The organism is Vibrio sp. RC586, from assembly GCF_000176715.1.
GTDB lineage: Bacteria > Pseudomonadota > Gammaproteobacteria > Enterobacterales > Vibrionaceae > Vibrio.
The window spans coordinates 230872-251557 of record NZ_ADBD01000005.1 but is presented as its reverse complement, the minus strand read 5'-3'; the positions used below and the strand labels follow the sequence as shown (position 1 = coordinate 251557).

At 48.6% G+C, this 20686-nt stretch carries 20 protein-coding genes; 16 read left to right on the top strand and 4 right to left on the bottom strand.

Annotated elements, in window-relative coordinates; all coding sequences use genetic code 11:
• The first annotated feature begins 86 nt into the window (after positions 1-86).
• The 6 genes from VOA_RS19000 (at position 87) to VOA_RS14405 (ending at position 5101) form a co-directional block, all read left to right on the top strand.
• Positions 87-269: a hypothetical protein gene (locus VOA_RS19000; RefSeq protein ID WP_000060409.1), complete on the top strand. Its 183-nt coding sequence runs from the start codon at positions 87-89 to the stop codon at positions 267-269.
• A gap of 11 nt (positions 270-280) precedes the next feature.
• On the top strand, positions 281-2110 hold the full coding sequence (gene typA / locus VOA_RS14385; RefSeq protein ID WP_005519367.1) for a translational GTPase TypA: 1830 nt from the start codon (positions 281-283) through the stop codon (positions 2108-2110).
• Positions 2111-2204: 94 nt separating this feature from the next.
• Positions 2205-2735, top strand: coding sequence for an AAA family ATPase (locus tag VOA_RS14390; RefSeq protein WP_000060572.1), 531 nt, complete (start codon positions 2205-2207; stop codon positions 2733-2735).
• 26 nt (positions 2736-2761) lie between these two features.
• On the top strand, positions 2762-3691 hold the full coding sequence (locus tag VOA_RS14395) for a virulence factor BrkB family protein (RefSeq protein ID WP_000778674.1): 930 nt from the start codon (positions 2762-2764) through the stop codon (positions 3689-3691).
• Positions 3663-4097 (top strand): D-aminoacyl-tRNA deacylase, encoded by a 435-nt coding sequence (gene dtd / locus VOA_RS14400; RefSeq protein WP_009355770.1) that lies wholly within the window; start codon positions 3663-3665, stop codon positions 4095-4097. Before VOA_RS14395 ends, dtd begins: the two co-directional genes overlap by 29 nt.
• A 77-nt stretch (positions 4098-4174) precedes the next feature.
• The gene (locus VOA_RS14405) at positions 4175-5101 is read left to right on the top strand and encodes a bifunctional GNAT family N-acetyltransferase/hotdog fold thioesterase (RefSeq protein ID WP_000475464.1); all 927 of its coding nucleotides are present in this window, start codon (positions 4175-4177) and stop codon (positions 5099-5101) included.
• A 41-nt stretch (positions 5102-5142) separates the two neighbouring features.
• On the opposite strand, the gene VOA_RS14410 is transcribed toward VOA_RS14405, so the two are convergent.
• The 4 genes from VOA_RS14410 to hslR form a co-directional block, all read right to left on the bottom strand.
• On the bottom strand, positions 5143-7029 hold the full coding sequence (locus VOA_RS14410; protein ID WP_032468154.1) for an AsmA family protein: 1887 nt from the start codon (positions 7027-7029) through the stop codon (positions 5143-5145).
• A 138-nt stretch (positions 7030-7167) separates the two neighbouring features.
• Positions 7168-8796: a phosphoenolpyruvate carboxykinase (ATP) gene (pckA, locus tag VOA_RS14415; RefSeq protein ID WP_000217617.1), complete on the bottom strand. Its 1629-nt coding sequence runs from the start codon at positions 8794-8796 to the stop codon at positions 7168-7170.
• Between the two features lie 336 nt (positions 8797-9132).
• Complete coding sequence (gene hslO, locus VOA_RS14420; RefSeq protein ID WP_000002890.1) at positions 9133-10008, bottom strand: Hsp33 family molecular chaperone HslO; 876 nt, start codon at positions 10006-10008, stop codon at positions 9133-9135.
• A 33-nt stretch (positions 10009-10041) separates the two neighbouring features.
• A complete protein-coding gene (gene hslR / locus VOA_RS14425; RefSeq protein ID WP_000097854.1) occupies positions 10042-10419 on the bottom strand; it encodes a ribosome-associated heat shock protein Hsp15 in 378 nt (125 codons plus the stop codon).
• Between the two features lie 229 nt (positions 10420-10648).
• Here hslR and gspC point away from each other — a divergent pair, with 229 nt between their 5' ends.
• The 10 genes from gspC to gspL all read left to right on the top strand — a co-directional run bounded on the left by gspC (position 10649) and on the right by gspL (position 20681).
• Positions 10649-11566 (top strand): type II secretion system protein GspC, encoded by a 918-nt coding sequence (gspC, locus tag VOA_RS14430; RefSeq protein WP_000403900.1) that lies wholly within the window; start codon positions 10649-10651, stop codon positions 11564-11566.
• 45 nt (positions 11567-11611) lie between these two features.
• Entirely contained in the window at positions 11612-13639 is a 2028-nt protein-coding gene (gene gspD, locus VOA_RS14435; protein WP_000674097.1) for a type II secretion system secretin GspD, read from the top strand.
• The gene (gspE, locus tag VOA_RS14440; RefSeq protein WP_000138005.1) at positions 13636-15147 is read left to right on the top strand and encodes a type II secretion system ATPase GspE; all 1512 of its coding nucleotides are present in this window, start codon (positions 13636-13638) and stop codon (positions 15145-15147) included. Before gspD ends, gspE begins: the two co-directional genes overlap by 4 nt.
• Complete coding sequence (gene gspF, locus VOA_RS14445; protein WP_000718688.1) at positions 15147-16367, top strand: type II secretion system inner membrane protein GspF; 1221 nt, start codon at positions 15147-15149, stop codon at positions 16365-16367. Before gspE ends, gspF begins: the two co-directional genes overlap by 1 nt.
• A gap of 40 nt (positions 16368-16407) precedes the next feature.
• Positions 16408-16848 (top strand): type II secretion system major pseudopilin GspG, encoded by a 441-nt coding sequence (gene gspG / locus VOA_RS14450; RefSeq protein WP_000738783.1) that lies wholly within the window; start codon positions 16408-16410, stop codon positions 16846-16848.
• A gap of 73 nt (positions 16849-16921) precedes the next feature.
• Positions 16922-17503, top strand: coding sequence for a type II secretion system minor pseudopilin GspH (gene gspH, locus VOA_RS14455; protein ID WP_000127535.1), 582 nt, complete (start codon positions 16922-16924; stop codon positions 17501-17503).
• Entirely contained in the window at positions 17493-17846 is a 354-nt protein-coding gene (gene gspI, locus VOA_RS14460; protein WP_000792090.1) for a type II secretion system minor pseudopilin GspI, read from the top strand. Before gspH ends, gspI begins: the two co-directional genes overlap by 11 nt.
• Positions 17833-18501: a type II secretion system minor pseudopilin GspJ gene (gene gspJ, locus VOA_RS0117300; RefSeq protein WP_000269339.1), complete on the top strand. Its 669-nt coding sequence runs from the start codon at positions 17833-17835 to the stop codon at positions 18499-18501. The genes gspI and gspJ overlap by 14 nt, the downstream gene beginning before the upstream one ends.
• Positions 18491-19501 (top strand): type II secretion system minor pseudopilin GspK, encoded by a 1011-nt coding sequence (gene gspK, locus VOA_RS14465; RefSeq protein WP_000226058.1) that lies wholly within the window; start codon positions 18491-18493, stop codon positions 19499-19501. The genes gspJ and gspK overlap by 11 nt, the downstream gene beginning before the upstream one ends.
• Positions 19470-20681: a type II secretion system protein GspL gene (gene gspL, locus VOA_RS14470; RefSeq protein ID WP_001288758.1), complete on the top strand. Its 1212-nt coding sequence runs from the start codon at positions 19470-19472 to the stop codon at positions 20679-20681. Before gspK ends, gspL begins: the two co-directional genes overlap by 32 nt.
• Positions 20682-20686: the final 5 nt, after the last annotated feature.

Sequence of the window (20686 nt, the reverse complement as noted above, 5' to 3'; positions counted from 1 at the left end):
TGCACTTTAATGGTGCATTATCTGATTGCTGTGCACCATGTTTAACCAAACGTTTGCTATTTCGCGCTTAATTACGGAGGTTGTCAATGTCTCTGGTGGCTGAAAAGCCTCAGATAGCTAACCATTGCGAGCAAAATGAAGAAAAAAACGGCGATTTCAGCGCGACAGATCACATATTTCTAGGTTTTTCGCTAAAATCTGGTACATTATTGGCCGTTTTTGAACCATGTTCGGCGACTGCTTTGGCAGCCAGCCTCAATGAAAAGTGAAGCAAACCCCGATGACCACTCCGCAAATTGAAAAATTAAGAAACATCGCGATTATCGCGCACGTTGACCACGGTAAGACTACCCTGGTTGACAAACTGCTCCAGCAATCCGGCACGTTAGAGTCTCGCGGTGATGTTGAAGAGCGAGTCATGGACTCGAACGACATTGAAAAAGAGCGTGGTATTACCATTCTGGCGAAAAACACCGCTATCAACTGGAATGACTACCGCATCAACATCGTAGACACCCCGGGACACGCGGACTTCGGTGGTGAAGTTGAGCGTATTATGTCGATGGTAGACTCTGTTCTGCTGATCGTTGACGCAGTAGATGGCCCGATGCCACAAACTCGCTTCGTAACCCAAAAAGCGTTTGCTCACGGTTTGAAGCCAATCGTTGTTATTAACAAAATTGACCGTCCGGGAGCACGTCCTGATTGGGTTATGGATCAGGTATTTGACCTGTTCGATAACTTAGGTGCGACTGATGAACAGCTAGACTTCCAAGTGGTATATGCTTCTGCTCTAAACGGTTGGGCAACTCTGGTTGAAGGCGAAACTGGCGAAAACATGGAACCCCTGTTCCAAGCCATCGTGGATAACGTTGCGGCGCCACAAGTTGACCTTGATGGTCCACTGCAAATGCAAATTTCTCAGCTGGATTACAGCTCTTACGTGGGTGTTATCGGTGTTGGCCGTATCAAGCGCGGTAAAGTAAAACCAAACCAACAAGTGACTGTTATCGGCGCTGATGGTAAGAAACGTAACGGTAAGATCGGTACTGTTCTGGGCTACCTTGGCCTGCAACGTTCTGAAACTGACCAGGCGACAGCAGGCGACATCGTTGCTGTTACAGGTTTGGGTGAACTGAAAATCTCTGACACCATCTGTGATGTGAACACGCTTGAAGCGCTTCCACCATTGAGCGTTGATGAACCAACGGTAACCATGACGTTCCAAGTGAACACCTCTCCATTCGCGGGTAAAGAAGGTAAGTTCGTGACTTCACGTAACATCCTTGAGCGTTTGGAAAAAGAACTGGTACACAACGTAGCACTGCGTGTTGAACAAACTGAAGATCCAGACAAATTCCGCGTTTCAGGTCGTGGTGAACTTCACCTATCGATCCTGATCGAGAACATGCGTCGTGAAGGTTTTGAACTGGCAGTATCTCGTCCAGAAGTTATCCTGAAGCACGAAGACGGTCAGCTGATGGAACCGTTTGAAACGGTAACCATCGACGTGCAAGAAGAGCACCAAGGCGGCATCATGGAGAAAATCGGCATGCGTAAAGGCGAGCTGAAAGACATGTCTCCAGATGGTAAAGGCCGTATCCGTATGGATTTCGTAATGCCTTCTCGTGGCCTGATCGGTTTCCAAACTGAATTCATGACTCTGACTTCAGGTTCAGGTCTGCTGTACCATACTTTTGACCACTACGGTCCACACAAGGGCGGCGTAATCGGTCAGCGTGTGAACGGTGTTCTGGTTTCTAACGGTACGGGTAAAGCACTAACGAACGCGCTGTTCAACCTGCAAGAACGTGGCCGTATGTTCATTGGTCACGGTGTGGAAGTTTACGAAGGTATGGTGATCGGTATTCACAGCCGTGACAACGACCTGACGGTGAACCCTCTGAAAGGTAAGCAACTGACTAACGTTCGTGCATCTGGTACTGATGATGCGCAGGTTCTTACTCCGCCAATCATCATGTCTCTGGAACAAGCTCTAGAGTTCATCGATGATGACGAATTGGTAGAAGTAACACCAGTGAGCATCCGTATCCGTAAACGCTTCCTGACCGAAAACGATCGTAAGCGCGCTTCACGTGATGCGAAGTAATCACTGATTCTCGTCTTTTGACTTGATAAGTTATCTAAGCCCTTAGCTGTTGCCGGTTAAGGGCTTTATTTTTGCCGCTAAGAAAAGGAATACCATGTCACTCGTGATTATTTCAGGTGGCCCTGGCGCAGGGAAAACGATGCTACTCGATGCGTTGGCTACGCATGGTTATATGGTTTATCCAGAAATTCCTCGTCAGTTAATTGAGCAGGAAAGCTTAAAAGTGAATGGTATTTTGCCTTGGCATGATCTGCCTGCGTTTGCGGCTCTCTGTTATGACGCTATGTTGGTGCAAAAGCATTCTGCTATAAACGAGCCGATGGTGTTTCTGGATCGCGCGATTCCCGATATTTGTGCGTACTTATTAGGCGCAGAATTGACTGTACCTGCGAAATATTGGTCGGCGAGTTTGGGCTACTATCCGCAGGTGTTGATGTGTGAGCCAAACTCAATCACTTATCAACAAGACGAAGTGCGTCCATACTCACTGGAAGAGGCGCAGCAAATTCATCACCAGCTAGTGAAGACTTACTCAGAACTGGGTTACGAGTGTATTGATGTGCCGATGGCACCGATTGAGCAACGTGTGGCATTTGTGTTAACCACCTTATTCGTGGCAGGATAAGTTCAATTAACCGACAAGGATGAGCTATGAAATTAACTCACTCTCTGATTGAGCAACACAGTCGACAAGTCGTGCATTTTGGCCGCTATCTGCTCATACGCATGAATCATGACCGAGTGAATGTGAACGCGGGTTATCTGGCTTACATCACCTTGCTGTCTATGGTGCCGATGCTGACAGTTTTGCTGTCGATTCTCTCTTCTTTTTCGATATTCGCCAACGTAGGTGATGTGATCCAAGATTTCGTGATCACTCATTTTGTACCGGCAGCGGGTGAAGTGGTGAAAACTACTTTGATGGAGTTTGTCGCCAATACAGGAAAAATGACCGCCGTGGGCGGCGCTTTTCTGTTTGTCGCCGCCATCATGTTGATCTCCAATATCGATAAAAACTTGAATTACATTTGGCGAGTACAACGTAAGCGTCGCGCGGTTTTCTCATTTTCGATGTATTGGATGATTTTGACGCTCGGCCCGATTTTAGTGGGAGCGAGTATTGCAGCAACCTCATACATTACTTCCTTGAAAATCCTTGATAACGAAGCACTTTCTGGTGCGTACAATCTATTTTTGCGTTGGCTGCCTTTTGTGCTTTCCTATTGTGCGTTTGTGGGTTTGTATCTGCTGGTTCCAAATAAAAAAGTGCATTTAAATCATGCTATGGCTGGCGCTTTGATTGCCGCTGTGCTGTTTGAGTTGAGTAAAAAAGGCTTCGCCGCCTACATCACACAGTTTCCTTCTTATCAGTTGATATATGGCGCACTTGCTGCGATTCCTATCTTGTTTGTTTGGGTGTATTTATGTTGGTTGATTGTGTTGGTGGGAGCGGAAGTCACCGCGGCACTCGGCGAACGTGAACACTGGAGTGACTCGCAAGACATGCTACACTTTGCGCCATCACTAAAGAATGAAGTAGAGGAAAAACAGAGTGATAGCCCTGATCCAAAGAGTGAGTGAAGCCGCAGTACGGGTTGATGGTGAAGTGGTAGGCGCAATAGATAAGGGACTTTTAGTGCTGCTTGGTGTCGAACGTGAAGATGATGAAGCCAAAGCCAAACGCTTAGTGGAACGCGTAACGAGTTATCGAGTATTTGAAGATAACGAAGGCAAAATGAATCTGAGCGTGAAAGAGGTGGGTGGCAGTGTGTTAGTGGTGTCGCAATTTACACTGCCTGCCGACACCAAAAAAGGTACTCGCGCCGGATTTTCACGTGGTGCTGCTCCACAAGAGGCTGGGCGGTTATATGATTACTTTTCAGACCTTTGCTCGCAGGTTTTGCCTACGGAGCGTGGTCGTTTTGCGGCGGATATGAAGGTATCACTGATCAATGATGGGCCAGTAACATTTTGGCTGCAGGTATAGCTCGCGTTTGTTCGCACATTGAATAATAACTAGCGCCTTAGCGAAGGAAGGCGCGTATTCAGATTCAGGGATTGAGTATGTTCAAACTTATTACGCCGACCACGGATAACCAACTCAATAAGTATTTCCATTTTCGTTGGCAGATGTTGCGCGAACCGTGGCGGATGCCAATTGGTTCTGAGCGCGATGAATACGATTCGATGAGTCACCACCGGATGATTGTTGATAGCCGTGGTTATCCGATTGCGATTGGGCGACTCTACATTACCCCTGATTGTGAAGGGCAGATCCGCTATATGGCGGTGAAAGCCAATCGTCGCTCCAAGGGCATGGGCTCACTCATCCTCGTGGCGCTCGAATCCTTAGCGCGACAAGAAGGGGCCAAGCGTTTAGTGTGCAATGCTCGCGAAGATGCGATTCCGTTTTATGCCAAAAATGGTTTCGAGCGGCGCGGTGAATTGACCGATGAACGTGGCCCAGTGCGACATCAGCAGATGGTGAAAACCCTCGACCCGATGGCGAATGTGCTACGTAAGCCTGAATGGTGTACTGAACTGCAAGATCGTTGGGGAAAACAGATCCCGATCAGCGACAAAATGGGCATCAAAATTCAGCAATATACCGGTTATCAATTTCAGTGTTGCGCACAGCTCAACCCTAATCTCAACCCACATAATACCTTATTTGCTGGTTCGGCGTTTACCCTCGCAACCTTGACCGGTTGGGGCATGGCATGGCTGTTAATGCGTGAGCGAGATCTGCATGGTGATATCGTGTTGGTGGATAGTCATATTCGCTATCGTCACCCTGTGGTGCAAAACCCTGTTGCCGCTACCTCATTAGATGGGATCAGCGGTGATTTGGATCGCTTAGAGTCAGGACGAAAAGCGCGTATTGTGGTGCGAGTTATGATCTCTAGCGGTGATGTGGAAGCGATCGAGTTTATCGGTACTTATATGCTGATCCCCAACTACAAAGCGTTAGTGGCACAAAAAACATTATAGTTTTGCCATTTACATAATTTCTCCTGAGGGTTCGCAGCGCATTACGGCGCGCTGCGACACTCCCCATTCACTAGCTCAGCTTGTTTAAAATCCCACTGTAAGTTAAGGCATTGGTCGGCCCAGCGCTGTTGGATTCCCAGTTGCCATTTGCCTTGTTCAGGTTCTAGCAGATCAGTGCTTCCGCTTAACTGAGCTTGTAGACTCGGGCCTTTAAGTGGGGTGGGTTGGATGGTAATACGCCCACGGTCAGCATTGGCCGCAACCCCATCGAGCTCAAAAGGTTGGGTGATAAAAGTGTTAGCACTACGCAGCGAGAGTAATCCCTGACGTAAACTCAGTTGCAATTTTCCGTCCAGTGAATGAGCCAACATGGAACGATCGCCTGCCATGCCTTGTGCAGTCAAGCTGATATCGGCCAACGCTTCAAGACCAAATGGCAGTTTAAACCAAGATTGCAGTGGGCCAATAGGGAGTGAATCGGTATCGAGAGAGAGTTGCCAAGGCGCGCTGAGTGACGATAAATCCCATTTTGCTTGCGCTTCGATGTAGCCATGTTCTAGTGGTAGGAAGGCGCGTGTAAGTTGCCACCCCCCCTGTTCACTGTGCATGTTGAGCACGCTTTGCGTGCTCAGAATACCGGCATAGCTGGCACTGTTCGCCGTCACCGCGAGTTTGCCTTGCCAAAATCCCCACTGACCGTTCCTTACCCACTGTAAACGCTGACCTTCCGTATTCAGCCCTGAGACTTGCCAAAAAGGTCGGTTAACTGTTTGGATGATTTGCAGGTTATTGATATCCAGATTATCAATGTTGACATTCTGCCAAGTGGGCAGCTTCTGCGTAAAGGGCTGCAGATCTTCTGGTCGCTCGGCGATCCATTTCACCCCACTGATGGTGAGCTGGGAAAGAGTGATACTTGTTTCGGACATTTTACCTTTGAGTTGAACGTCGCCTTGCCACACTTGAGTGTGGCCGTCAATTTCAATGCCATGTGGAGTAAAGGTGAATTCGGCATTGGGTTCTACCCATTGTGCGGCTAACCACTGGGCGGAATCGGCATTCAGGGAAAGATAGCCTTGCTGCTGTTGCCAGAAGCCTTGTTGTAAGAAGTAATCCTCCACGGAGAGATTGAGGTTTTCCCAGTCAACGCCGTTGGCTGTGAGCTGGCTGTTAAGCAGATCTAAGCTATTAATGTGATGAATTTGGGGGGCGATTTTTAACCACAGTGGATGGTCTTGCCATTGATCGAGGTTCAGCTTGAGCTGGTTAATGGTGACATTGATCAGTGACCAGCCTTCAGGGTACTGCTCTGCTTGTCCCGTGATTGGGCTTTGCTGCCAGTTGAACGAGAAACCATACACAGTGCTGTCTTGTGCTTGATAATTGGCATCCACTAGCACTTGATCAAAGGCTTCGCCATCTAAGGTGATTTGGTCGGCGGAAAATTGGATTTTGCCATACGGCAACAACTGCTGCGGTGAATCCCAAACCGGTTGTTTGATCTGTAAGCTCACCCCACGAGCGATAATGCCTTGATCCGCCCAGTCAATATTGTGCAGTGCGAGTTGATTGAGATGCACCGCATCCGGCAAGGTAAACTCAGGTAAACCATGGATGAGGTTCGCCCCATCGATTAGAACACTGTCGATCTCTAATTTTTGTTCTAGCAGACCATAAGGATTAAGCCAGAGGTCCATCTGCTGTAATTCGATGGCTGGCCCGGTAGCAATTTGCACACCACTTAAACGCAATTTGAATGGATAGAGATACTCGATTTTTGCAAAGCGTAGGGTTTCAGGCCACAACTGCTGGACAATCCATTGTGCAGAGGGGGTGAAGTAGCGAGTGTGCATAATTCCAAACCCCGCTAATACCAAAACAAGTAGTAATGCAATACCTGCTACGCCTATGGCCAGTAGTTTTCTCATAATCCCTGCGTTGCCATCATTCAATGTTACTCATCAATCCACACCCAAGCTTGGAGTAAAGCACGAGAGACAGCAACAAAAAAAGCCCCTCGAAAGAGGGGCTTGCTACTCAGTTATCACTTTTACGCCAATTTGGCATTAATCGAGCTTAGGACCTGCCGCCACCAAGGCTTTACCTTCGGCGTTATCGGTGTACTTGTCGAAGTTGTTGATAAAGCGGGTTGCCAAGTCTTTGGCTTTGCTTTCCCATTGTAGTGGGTCGACATAAGTATCACGTGGGTCAAGGATCATCGGATCGACACCTGGCAATGCAGTTGGCACTTGCAGATTGAAGATCGGGATATGCTTGGTTTCCGCTTTCTCGATGGAACCATCCAAAATCGCATCAATGATGCCGCGCGTATCTTTAATCGAGATACGTTTGCCGCTGCCATTCCAGCCAGTGTTGACCAGATAGGCTTCTGCGCCCGCCGCTTCCATGCGTTTCACCAACACTTCCGCATACTTGGTTGGGTGCAGAGTGAGGAACGCTGCGCCAAAACAGGCTGAGAAAGTTGGGGTAGGTTCGGTAATACCACGCTCAGTACCTGCCAGTTTGGCGGTGAAGCCAGACAAGAAGTGGTATTTGGTTTGCTCTGGAGTCAGTTTGGATACTGGAGGCAATACGCCAAATGCATCCGCTGATAGGAAAATAACCTTAGTCGCATGACCGCCTTTAGAAACCGGTTTTACGATGTTGTCGATGTGATAAATAGGGTAAGAAACACGGGTGTTTTCAGTTTTAGAACCATCATCAAAATCGATTGAACCATCGCTGCGAACGGTCACGTTTTCTAGCAAAGCATCACGGCGGATTGCGTTGTAAATGTCTGGTTCTGCTTCTTTAGACAGCTTGATGGTTTTTGCGTAGCAGCCACCTTCAAAGTTGAACACGCCATCATCATCCCAGCCGTGCTCATCGTCACCGATTAAGGCACGTTTTGGATCGGTCGACAGAGTCGTTTTACCCGTACCGGAAAGACCGAAGAAGATCGCGACATCGCCTTCTTTGCCCATGTTGGCAGAGCAGTGCATAGAGGCAATGCCTTGCAGCGGCAGGAAGTAGTTCATCATCGCGAACATACCTTTTTTCATCTCACCGCCGTACCAAGTACCGCCGATGAGCTGCATGCGCTCAGTCAGGTTAAACACGGTGAAGTTTTCTGAGTTCAGGCCGTGTTCTTTCCACTTGGTATTGGTGCATTTCGCGCCGTTCATGACCACGAAATCAGGTTTAAAGTGCGTTAGTTCATCTTCGCTGGGACGGATAAACATGTTTTTTACAAAGTGCGCTTGCCATGCCACTTCCGTAATGAAGCGAACACTCAGGCGAGTATCGGCGTTGGCACCACAGTAGCCATCCAATACGAATACGCGCTTACCTGAAAGCTGTTTGGTTACTTGTGCTTTCAGATCATTCCAGACCACTTGATTAATCGGCTTGTTATCGTTTTTCGCTTTGTCTGATGTCCACCACAAGGTATCGCGGGTGGTATCGTCTTTAACGATAAACTTATCTTTTGGTGAGCGGCCAGTGAAGATGCCAGTATCAACCGCAACCGCGCCTAATTCGGTGACCACACCACGCTCATAACCTTCGAGGTCTGAACGGGTTTCTTCAGCAAATAACAGTTCATAGCTCGGGTTACGAACTACGTCAGTTACGCCAGTGATCCCATATTGGGCTAGATCGAGTTGTGCAGCCTTAGTATGTTCCATAACGGTCATAGGTGCTCCTTGTAGGATTTTGTAGGGATTTTGTAAGAATTTATGTAATTGTTATCTGCTCACCATGCTAGCAACGGACCTCGGAGAAAACAGGGAGGCAGTTCAAATATTGCCCACCAAGTTTATGTGGTTTTAGGTAACTCGTCACATATATTGGTATTACTATTTTATCGTGCACGCAAACCTTTGCGCCAGTAGCCAAAGATTAATACTTTGCGGAAAATAAGTATGGCGTACTGTGATGTGGATTGTTGATTTTATTGGTTTTTTCAAAAGAAAAAACCAGCGCTAGGCTGGCTTTTTGGCGGTTTTTACGTGCTTGTTAAACGCGGCGAATTAATGCAATGTTGAACCATTTGATGATTGTGAAGCATACAATTCAGCCACTTGCGCAGCATCAAATGAGTAGGTTGTGCCGCAATAATCACAATGCAGAGCTACAGCGCCATCTTGGGCGAGGATGTCATTAATTTCTTCACGAGCGACCGTGACAATCGCTGCGGCACTGCGCTCACGTGAGCAACCACAGCGGAAGCGGACTGGTTGCGGAGTGAACAGTTGAACTTTGTCTTGGTTGTAAAGACGATACAGCAGTTCTTCTGCTGGTAGAGCAAATAACTCTTTGTCCTGGATGGTGTCAGTCAATTGTTCTAGGTGCTCAAAATCTTCTGCTGAGCCTTTACCATCGGGTACGATTTGCAGCAGCATGCCAGCCGCACAGGCTTTGCCTTCATGCTCACCGACACGGAGCCACAAACGTGTTTTTAGCTGCTCAGAACGTAGGAAGTAGCCTTCGAGCACTTCGGTAAGGGTATTACCTTCCAAGCCAACCACCCCTTGATAGCGCTCACCTTGCTTAGGTTCAATCGTGATCACAAGGTGACCTTTGCCGAGCAGATCATGCAGATTGGCATTGTCGTCAATATCGCCTTGCCAACGCGCTACACCACGCACTTGTTGGTTGTTATCACCGTTGATGACCACCAGAGATACAGGGCCATTGCCTTGCAGTTGCAGGGTGATAGAGCCTTCAAATTTCAGGGTCGCAGTAAGCAGTGAGGTTGCAACCAGCAACTCACCGATCAGGTGTTTTACTGCGGCAGGGTATTCCTGACTGGAAAGCATGTGCTGATAAGTTTCATCCAGTTGAACTAACTCACCACGCACAGAGAGGTCTTCAAATAGATAGCGATGTAGCGTGTTGTTCGCCATTGAGTGTGTCGTCATAAGGAATTGTCCGGCTATTTACTGATGAATAAATTTGAGTAGATCTCGGCGCTGCTTCTTGTCAGGACGTCGATCCGGACTCGGGTTGAGCTGGCGCAGCATGGCGTTACGTTCACGCTTGGCGATGCTTTCATCTGTCTCTCGGTAGAGCTGTTGCGCTTCAGGGGCACCACGACGTTGGTCTGAGATCTTTTCGATAATGACCGTTTTCTCGTCATGTCCTTGGCGTAATGTGATCTGTGCGCCAAGTTCTATCGATTTACTGGGTTTGGTGCGCTGGCCATTATAGTGGACTTTGCCCCCTTCGACCATATTTCGCGCTAGCGAGCGTGTTTTGTAAAATCTTGCTGCCCACAACCATTTATCCAGCCTAACGTCATTTACATTGGAACTCATTGCTAACTTCCCTCTCTAAGCTTGTTAGGTTTTGGCCAATTTTCTTGTCTAACAATGGTGTTTGGCGGGCAGTTTTTCAAGCAGGTCGACAATTTAACGTTTGAGACAGTTCGCTCATCTATGCTTGTGATATATTGCGATGCCTGCATAAAGTATTGAAAAACATCTGTACAGATGAGTTTGCGCAAAAAGATGCGTAAAAGTACAGAAAGGAATAACGTGGATATTTATGGAAATTAAACAACTTCCTCCGCTTGCAACGTGGCCGCGTTTGATAAGCCAAAACGCGGCGCGATGGCAAAAACCCATTAGTGAAGGATTAACCTTGCTGCTGTTGGTCGCTTCCGCTTGGACACTTGGCAAAATGGTCTGGTTGATCCAAGGGGGGCAAACGCAAGTCCCAAGCTGGAGTCCAACGCTTTCTGGCCTAAAATCAGATCGCCAGCCACTCGATATCAGCGTACTACAAAAAGGTGAGCTGTTTGGCGTGTTTACCGAACCGAAAGAAGCTCCTGTAGTCGAGCAGCCAGTGGTCGTCGATGCACCAAAAACTCGTTTGAATTTGGTGCTCTCTGGGGTGGTCGCCAGTAATGAAGCGCAAAAAAGTTTAGCGGTGATCGCTAACCGTGGCGTACAGGCGACTTATGGGCTCAATGAAGTGATTGAAGGGACACAAGCAAAACTGAAGGCGGTGATGCCTGATCGCGTCATTATCAGTAATGCGGGACGAGATGAAACCTTAATGCTAGATGGGGTGGATTATTCCAGCCCAACAGCGCCGTCTGCGTCGAACACACAAAAAACTCGGCCCAATCAAACCATCCCTGCTCCGCAATTTGAGGAGAAGTTAGATGCAATTCGTGAAGCAATAGCACGAAATCCGCAGGAAATTTTTCAATATGTACGCCTGTCTCAGGTAAAACGGGATGATAAAGTGCTCGGCTACCGAGTAAGCCCAGGAAAAGATCCAGCATTGTTTGAATCGATTGGTCTGCAAGATGGTGATATTGCAGTTGCACTCAATGGTATGGATCTGACCGATCCGAGTGTAATGAACACAGTATTTCAGTCGATGAATGAGATGACTGAAATTAATCTAACGGTTGAACGTGATGGTCAACAACACGATGTTTATATTCAATTTTAACGCTGAGGCGGATAACAACGCGTTAGTGAGGCAAGGGAGTTTCCAGTGAAATTTTGGCTGAAAAAGAGTTCATGGCTGTTGGCGAGCAGTTTGCTGTCTGCACCTCTAGCGATGGCAAACGAGTTTAGTGCCAGCTTTAAAGGCACCGACATTCAAGAGTTTATCAATATTGTTGGGCGCAACCTTGAGAAGACCATCATTGTCGATCCTTCGGTGCGTGGCAAAGTGGATGTGCGCAGTTTTGATACCTTGAACGAAGAGCAATATTACAGTTTTTTCCTCAGTGTGCTCGAAGTGTATGGTTTCGCTGTCGTTGAAATGGATAACGGCGTGCTGAAAGTGATCAAATCTAAGGACGCGAAAACCTCGGCAATTCCGGTGTTAAGTGGCGAAGAGCGCGCCAACGGTGACTCGGTGATCACTCAAGTGGTCGCGGTGAAAAATGTGTCGGTACGTGAACTTTCCCCATTATTACGCCAACTGATTGATAACGCAGGAGCGGGTAACGTGGTGCATTATGATCCGGCGAATATCATTTTGATCACGGGTCGCGCTGCCGTTGTGAACCGGTTGGCGGAAATTATCCGCCGCGTAGACCAAGCCGGAGATAAAGAGATTGAAGTGGTTGAGCTGAATAACGCATCAGCCGCTGAAATGGTGCGTATTGTTGAAGCGCTCAACAAAACCGCGGATGCGCAAAACACCCCAGAATTTTTGAAACCCAAGTTTGTTGCTGATGAGCGGACTAATTCGATTTTGATTTCTGGTGATCCGAAAGTGCGTGAACGCCTCAAGCGCCTAATTAAACAGCTTGATGTGGAAATGGCCGCCAAAGGCAATAACCGTGTGGTGTACTTGAAATACGCGAAAGCTGAAGATCTGGTCGATGTGCTGAAAGGTGTATCAGACAATCTGCAAGCGGAAAAAGGAACGGGTCAGCCAACCACTTCAAAGCGTAATGAGGTGATGATTGCCGCACACGCCGACACCAACTCGTTAGTGATCACTGCGCCGCAAGATATTATGAATGCAATGCTTGAGGTGATCGGTCAGTTGGATATTCGCCGTGCGCAAGTATTGATTGAAGCCCTGATTGTCGAAATGTCCGAAGGGGATGGCATCAACCTGGGTGTGCAGTGGGGGTCTTTGGAAAGTGGCTCAGTCATCCAATATGGCAACACCGGCGCTTCGATTGGTAATGTGTTAATTGGTCTCGAAGAAGCGAAAGACACTACGGAGAAAAAACCGATCCGCAACAGTGATACGGGCGAAATCAAATATTACGAAGAAACCACCACCAAAGGGGATTACTCAACTTTGGCTTCTGCGCTTTCGGGCATTCAAGGGGCGGCGGTCAGCATTGCTCTGGGGGATTGGACGGCGTTAATCAACGCTGTGTCGAACGATTCCAAATCCAACATCCTGTCATCACCGAGTATTACTGTGATGGATAACGGTGAGGCTTCGTTTATTGTCGGTGAAGAAGTGCCGGTGATAACAGGCTCAACCGCAGGTTCCAATAACGACAACCCATTCCAAACCGTAGATCGTAAAGAGGTCGGTATCAAGCTCAAAGTGGTACCGCAGATCAACGAAGGTAACTCAGTACAGCTCAATATTGAGCAGGAAGTCTCTAACGTGCTTGGTGCGAATGGTGCGGTGGATGTTCGTTTTGCCAAACGTCAGCTCAACACATCGGTGATGATTCAAGATGGCCAAATGTTGGTGCTGGGTGGCTTAATTGATGAACGAGCGATAGAGAGTGAATCTAAAGTGCCACTGTTAGGGGATATTCCAGTACTGGGGCAGTTGTTCCGTTCCACCAGTTCACAAGTGGAAAAGAAAAACCTGATGGTGTTTATTAAACCCACCATTATTCGTGATGGCGTGACAGCCGATGGTATCACCCAGCGTAAATACAACTACATCCGAGCTGAGCAGTTGTTCCGTGCTGAAAAAGGCTTGCGTTTGTTGGATGATACTAGCGTACCTGTCTTACCAAAATTTGGCGATGACCGCCGTCATCCACCGGAAATCCAAGCCTTTATTGATCAGATGGAAGTTGAGCAATGACCGAACTGGTGATCTCCCCTGCTGAACGGCAGTCGATACGTCGTTTGCCATTTAGCTTTGCCAATCGCTTCAAGTTGGTACTGGATTGGAATGAGGATTTCTCACAAGCCAGTATTTTCTACTTGCCGCCACTTTCAATGGAAGCATTGGTCGAAACCAAACGGGTAGTTAAAGATACTTTCCAGCTGATTGCTCTGTCGCAAGCGGAATTTGAAAGCAAGCTGACTCAAGTCTATCAGCGTGACTCTTCAGAAGCGCGGCAACTGATGGAAGACATCGGCGCCGACAGCGATGATTTCTTCTCGCTGGCGGAAGAGCTGCCACAAAACGAAGATTTGCTAGAAAGTGAAGACGATGCGCCGATCATCAAGCTGATCAACGCTATGTTGGGCGAAGCGATCAAAGAAGGCGCATCGGATATCCATATCGAAACGTTTGAAAAGACACTGTCAATCCGTTTTCGGGTCGATGGTGTACTGCGTGAAGTGCTAGCGCCTAGCCGTAAGCTTTCATCATTGTTGGTATCACGGGTCAAGGTAATGGCGAAACTCGACATTGCTGAAAAACGTGTGCCACAAGATGGACGAATTTCGCTGCGTATCGGTGGCCGTGCGGTGGATGTGCGGGTTTCGACCATGCCATCATCACATGGCGAGCGAGTGGTTATGCGTTTGCTGGATAAAAACGCGACCCGACTGGATCTGCATAGTTTAGGTATGACCCCAAGAAACCATGACAATTTCCGCCGTCTGATCAAACGACCGCACGGGATTATCTTGGTGACCGGCCCAACGGGTTCGGGTAAATCAACCACCTTGTACGCTGGTTTGCAGGAGCTCAACAGCAGCGAGCGCAATATCTTAACTGTCGAAGACCCGATCGAATTTGATATCGACGGTATCGGCCAGACTCAAGTCAACCCGAGGGTAGACATGACTTTCGCACGTGGCCTACGCGCTATTTTGCGTCAAGACCCCGATGTGGTGATGGTGGGGGAAATTCGAGACTTGGAAACCGCACAAATTGCGGTGCAAGCTTCGTTGACGGGTCACTTAGTGATGTCGACCCTGCATACCAATACTGCAGTGGGTGCGGTGACACGGCTGCGTGATATGGGTATCGAGCCCTTTTTGATCTCCTCTTCACTGCTCGGTGTGTTGGCACAGCGCTTAGTGCGCACTTTGTGCTCCGATTGCAAAGAGCCTTACGAAGCGGATAAAGAGCAGCGCAAGCTGTTCGATAGCAAGAAGAAAGAGCCACTAATTCTTTATCGCGCTACCGGTTGCCCAAAGTGTAACCACAAAGGCTACCGTGGCCGAACCGGTATTCATGAACTGTTGCTGATCGATGAAGCGCTGCAAGAGTTGATTCATAGCGAAGCGGGTGAGCAGGCGATGGAGAAACACATTCGCGCTACCACGCCGAGCATTCGTGATGACGGTTTGGATAAAGTTCGCCAAGGCATTACTTCGCTAGAAGAAGTGATGCGGGTAACTAAGGAGTCCTAATGGCCGCGTTTGAATACAAAGCGCTGGATGCCAAAGGGCGCCATAAAAAAGGCGTGATTGAAGGCGATAATGCGCGCCAAGTGCGCCAGCGTTTGAAAGAACAAGGTTTAGTGCCCATCGAAGTGGTGGAAACCCAAACCAAAGCGGCTCGCAATCGCAGCCAAGGCTTTGCGTTCAAGCGTGGGATTAGTACGCCGGATCTGGCGTTGATCACTCGTCAATTGGCGACTTTAGTGCAATCCGGCATGCCACTGGAAGAGTGTTTACGCGCCGTTGCCGAACAGTCGGAAAAGCCGCGTATTCGAACCATGTTAGTGGCAGTACGCGCTAAAGTGACCGAAGGTTATACCCTCTCTGATAGTTTGGGGGATTACCCACACGTGTTTGATGAGCTGTTTCGCTCCATGGTTGCGGCGGGCGAAAAATCTGGCCACCTCGATTCCGTTCTTGAACGTTTAGCGGATTACGCCGAAAACCGTCAGAAGATGCGCTCTAAACTGCAACAAGCCATGATTTATCCTGTGGTGTTGGTGGTGTTTGCGGTCGGGATCGTTGCGTTTTTGTTGGCAGCGGTAGTGCCAAAAATCGTGGGGCAGTTTGTGCAAATTGGGCAAGCGTTGCCAGCGTCAACTCAGTTTTTACTCGATGCCAGTGATTTTCTGCAACATTGGGGAATTTGGCTGCTCATCAGCTTAATGTTGTTGATTTATCTGGTGCGTTGGTTGTTAACCAAGCCAGATATTCGCTTGCGTTGGGATCGCCGAGTGATTTCGCTGCCGGTGATTGGCAAAATTGCCCGTGGTTTGAACACAGCTCGTTTTGCGCGCACGTTGTCTATTTGTACTTCGAGTGCCATTCCTATTTTGGATGGTATGCGCGTCGCCGTGGATGTGATGACCAACCAGTTTGTGAAACAGCAAGTATTGGCGGCGGCAGAAAACGTGCGTGAGGGTTCAAGCCTTCGTAAAGCGCTGGAACAAACCAAACTTTTCCCACCAATGATGCTGCACATGATTGCCAGTGGTGAGCAGAGTGGTGAGTTGGAAGGCATGCTGACACGTGCTGCGGATAACCAAGACAACAGTTTTGAGTCAACGGTCAATATTGCACTGGGTATCTTTACCCCAGCCTTGATAGCACTGATGGCGGGTATGGTGCTGTTTATTGTGATGGCGACCCTGATGCCGATTTTGGAAATGAATAACTTAATGAGTCGTTAAGTCGTCACGCGCGGCGAAAACGATATAGTGTGGAGTAACTATGAAAAAAATGCGTAAACAAACGGGTTTTACCCTTCTCGAAGTGATGGTCGTGGTCGTTATTCTGGGTATTCTGGCCAGCTTTGTGGTACCTAACCTACTGGGTAACAAAGAAAAGGCTGACCAGCAGAAAGCGGTGACGGATATCGTGGCATTAGAAAATGCACTGGATATGTTCAAGCTCGATAACAGCGTTTATCCAACGACCGATCAAGGGCTAGAGGCGTTAGTGACTAAGCCTACCAATCCCGAACCACGCAACTACCGTGACGGTGGTTACATCAAGCGTCTGCCAAAAGATCCTTGGGGCAACGATTATCAATATTTGAGTCCAGGTGATAAAAGCAATATCGATGTGTTCACTTTAGGGGCGGATGGTCAAGAAGGTGGTGAAGGCACCGCAGCTGATATCGGCAACTGGAACATTCAAGATTTCCAATAATCGCGGTGATTCCCATCTGGTCTCTTCAGTTGGATGGGAATAGCGATCAACCAACAGATGCCTGATTGAACTTATGACAGCGACACGCGGTTTTACTTTGCTGGAAATTTTGCTGGTGCTGGTACTGATTTCGGTCAGTGCGGTGGCGGTGATCGCGACCTTTCCGGTCTCCGTGAAAGATGAAGCGAAAATCAGTGCACAGAGCTTCTATCAGCGCCTGTTGTTGCTTAATGAAGAAGCGATTCTGAGTGGGCAGGATTTTGGGGTGCGAGTGGATGCGGATGCGCGAAGTCTGACCTTTTTGCAACTGACCGCCGACAAAGGTTGGCAAAAGTGGCAAAACGACAAGATGACCAACCAAACCACGCTCAAAGAAGGCTTGCAGCTCGATTTTGAACTTGGTGGTGGCGCTTGGCAAAAAGATGATCGCCTGTTTAATCCCGGCTCCCTGTTTGATGAAGAGATGTTTGCTGAGCAAAAAGAAGAAAAACAAGAACCGCCGCCACAACTGTTTGTGCTGTCGAGCGGTGAGGTAACCCCATTTGTGCTGCACATTTTCCCCAAAGGTCAGTCACGCGATGAACAGTGGCGAGTTGAAGCGCAAGAAAATGGCACTCTGCGCTTGTTGGCACCGGGAGAGAGTGATGAAGAATAAGCGCGGTTTTACCTTGCTTGAAGTCTTGGTGGCGCTGGCGATTTTTGCAACGGCGGCGATCAGCGTGATCCGCTCAGTCAGCCAGCACATCAATACCGTCAACTATCTGGAAGAGAAAATGTTTGCTTCCATGGTGGCGGATAACCAGATGGCACAAGTGATACTCAGCCCGCAATCTTTAGCGGCGCGTGAGGGCAGTGAGCTGATGGCCGGACGGACTTGGTACTGGAAGCTTAGTCCAGTCAAAACCGCCGACAATCTGCTCAAAGCCTTTGATGTGAGTGTGGCTACAGAAAAAGGCGCGACCCCTGTCGTGACGGTGCGCAGCTATGTGGCGAACTAATCAATCACCCTCTCGCCAAAACATGGCGGGTTTTACTTTGATTGAAGTGTTGGTGGCGATTGCCATTTTTGCCAGTTTGAGTGTTGGCGCGTATCAGGTACTGAATCAAGTCCAACGCAGCAATGAAATTTCCGCCGAGCGCACAGTGCGTTTGGCAGAATTGCAACGTGCCATCGTGATCATGGATGCCGATTTTCGGCAGATGGCACTGCGCCAATTCCGTACCAATGGTGAAGCGCCGAGCGAGCAAATTCTGCAATGGAAAGAGTCACTGCTCGACTCAGATCAACACGGCTTGCTGTTTGCGCGCTTAGGTTGGCATAACCCACAACAACAATTTCCGCGCGGTGAAGTGGCGAAAGTGGGTTATCGCATTTACGAACATCGCTTAGAGCGGGTTTGGTGGCGTTATCCCGATACGCCAACGGGGCAGGAAGGATTGATTTCCCCCTTGTTGACTGGGGTGGATGATTGGGAAGTTCAGTTTTATTTGCAAGGTGAGTGGAGCAATGAGTGGGTGCCGACCAATGCATTGCCGGAAGCGGTAAAAGTTACCTTAAAACTGCAAGATTATGGTGATATTGAACGGATCTACCTCACCGGAGGTGGTTCACTCAACATGACTCAAGAAGAGAGTGCTGAAAATGGTGGCTAAGCAGCGCGGCGTTGCGCTGATTGTGGTGTTGTTGCTGCTCGCAGTGATGGTTTCTATCGCGGCGACCATGGCTGAGCGCTTATTTAGCCAGTTTCAGCGTGCGACGCATCAGCTCAATTATCAGCAAGCCTACTGGTACAGCCTTGGCGTGGAAGCGTTAGCCAAGAAAGGCATAGAGCAGAGCTATCAAGACAGTGAAACCATCAACCTAAGCCAGCCGTGGGCGCTTAAAGAGCAAACCTATCCGTTGGATTATGGACAAGTGCGCGGCAAGATCCGTGATATGCAAGCGTGCTTTAATCTCAATGCGTTAGCTGGCGTCAAGTTGACACCAGATAGTGTGAAGAAACCGTATTTGCTGACGGTACTTCAAGCGCTACTTGAGGAGTTAGAGGTGGAGAGTTACCAAGCCGAAACCATTGCTGACTCAACGTTGGAGTTTATTGATCAAGATGATGCAGTACGCACCTCGTATGGGGTGGAAGACAGCTACTACGAGTCGATGCAGCCCGCTTATATGACGGCAAATACTTGGTTGGCGGATGCGAGTGAATGGCGTGCGGTGCAGCAAATGGGCGGTAAAGCGATGAACGATGCTTTGCCCTATGTTTGTGCGTTGCCAACCGATGAATTTCGCTTGAATGTGAACACCTTACCAGCAGAACAAGCGGCATTGTTGGCGGCGATGTTTAGCCCTGCGCTGAGCGAAGAGAGCGCCAAAACCTTGTTGGAAGGGCGACCTTTCGATGGCTGGGCGAGTATCGATGATTTTCTTGCTCAATCAGCACTCACGGGGATCGATAATGCGATTCGTGAGGAAGCGAAAAAATACCTTAGTGTGGATAGCCACTACTTTGAATTAGATGCACAGGTGTTGGTCGATGCGTCTCGCGTACGGATCCGCAGCCTGTTTTACAGTAACGATAAAAAAACTGCGATGGTAGTACGCCGTCGATTTGGAGGGATCAGTGAGCGAGTTTCTGACCGTTCGGCTGAGTAGTCAAAAAGAGGCCAATATCCCTTGGTTGGTTTGGTCAGCCGAGCAGCAAGAAGTGATTGCTAGCGGCGAAGTGGCAGGCTGGGAAGGTTTGCCCGAGCTCGCATCTTATGCCGAGCAACGTAGTGTGTTGGTGTTACTGGCGGCGAGTGATCTGATCTTAAGCTCAGTGGAGATTCCACCAGGTGCAACTCGTCAGCTTGAAAGTATGCTGCCCTATTTGTTGGAAGATGAAATCGCACAAGATGTCGAAGACCTGCATTTTTGTGTGCTGAGTAAAGGGCGAGAAACCGCTGATGTGGTTGGCATCGATCGCTTATGGTTACGTGCTTGCTTAGAGCACCTCAAAGCTTGTGGTTTTGATGTGAAACGCGTATTGCCCGATGTCCTCGCCATTCCACGCCCAGAGCAGGGCTTGGCCGCATTACAGTTGGGTGATGAGTGGTTAGTGCGTAAAAGTACAACTCAAGGCATTGCCATTGATGCACAGTGGTTAGGTTTGCTCGCGGCTTCTGACTGGGTGAAGCTCGAGGATGAATTTTTGCCTCTGCACGCCTTGACGCCACTGCCAGAATTGGCTTTGGCTGAGCAACAAACTTGGTGCAGTGAACCTAGCGGTTTAGTGATGCAATTGCTCACTCAAGAAGCCTTGAGTGGAAAATTTAACTTACTTACTGGCAGTTTTAAGCCTAAGTCATCGTGGCTGCGCCATTGGCACGTTTGGCGTAAAGTGGCCATTGCTGCAGGGCTATTTGTCGCAGTATCAATCAGTTACTCGCTGTTTCAAACCCATCAATATGAAGCTCAAGCCAATGCTTATCGTGAGGAAAGTGAGCGTATTTTCCGCAGTATTTTCCCTGATAAACAGAAAATTCCAACCGTTACCTACCTGAAAAGGCAGATGAGTGATGAAATGGCTCGCTTGTCCGGTGGATCGAGTGTGGGCAGTGTGTTGAAATGGCTCAGCCCCTTACCAGAAGCCCTGAAAGGGGTCAATTTGCAAGTACAAAGCATCAAGTTTGACAGTAATCGCAGTGAAATCCGTCTTGAAGCCACAGGGCGAGACTTCCAAGGTTTTGAACAGGCGCGCACTCAGCTAGAGCAGTATTTTGCCGTTGAACAGGGACAACTGAATAAAAATGGTGAGCAAGTGTTTGGCGTGTTTGTAGTTAAGCCTAAGTAAGGAGA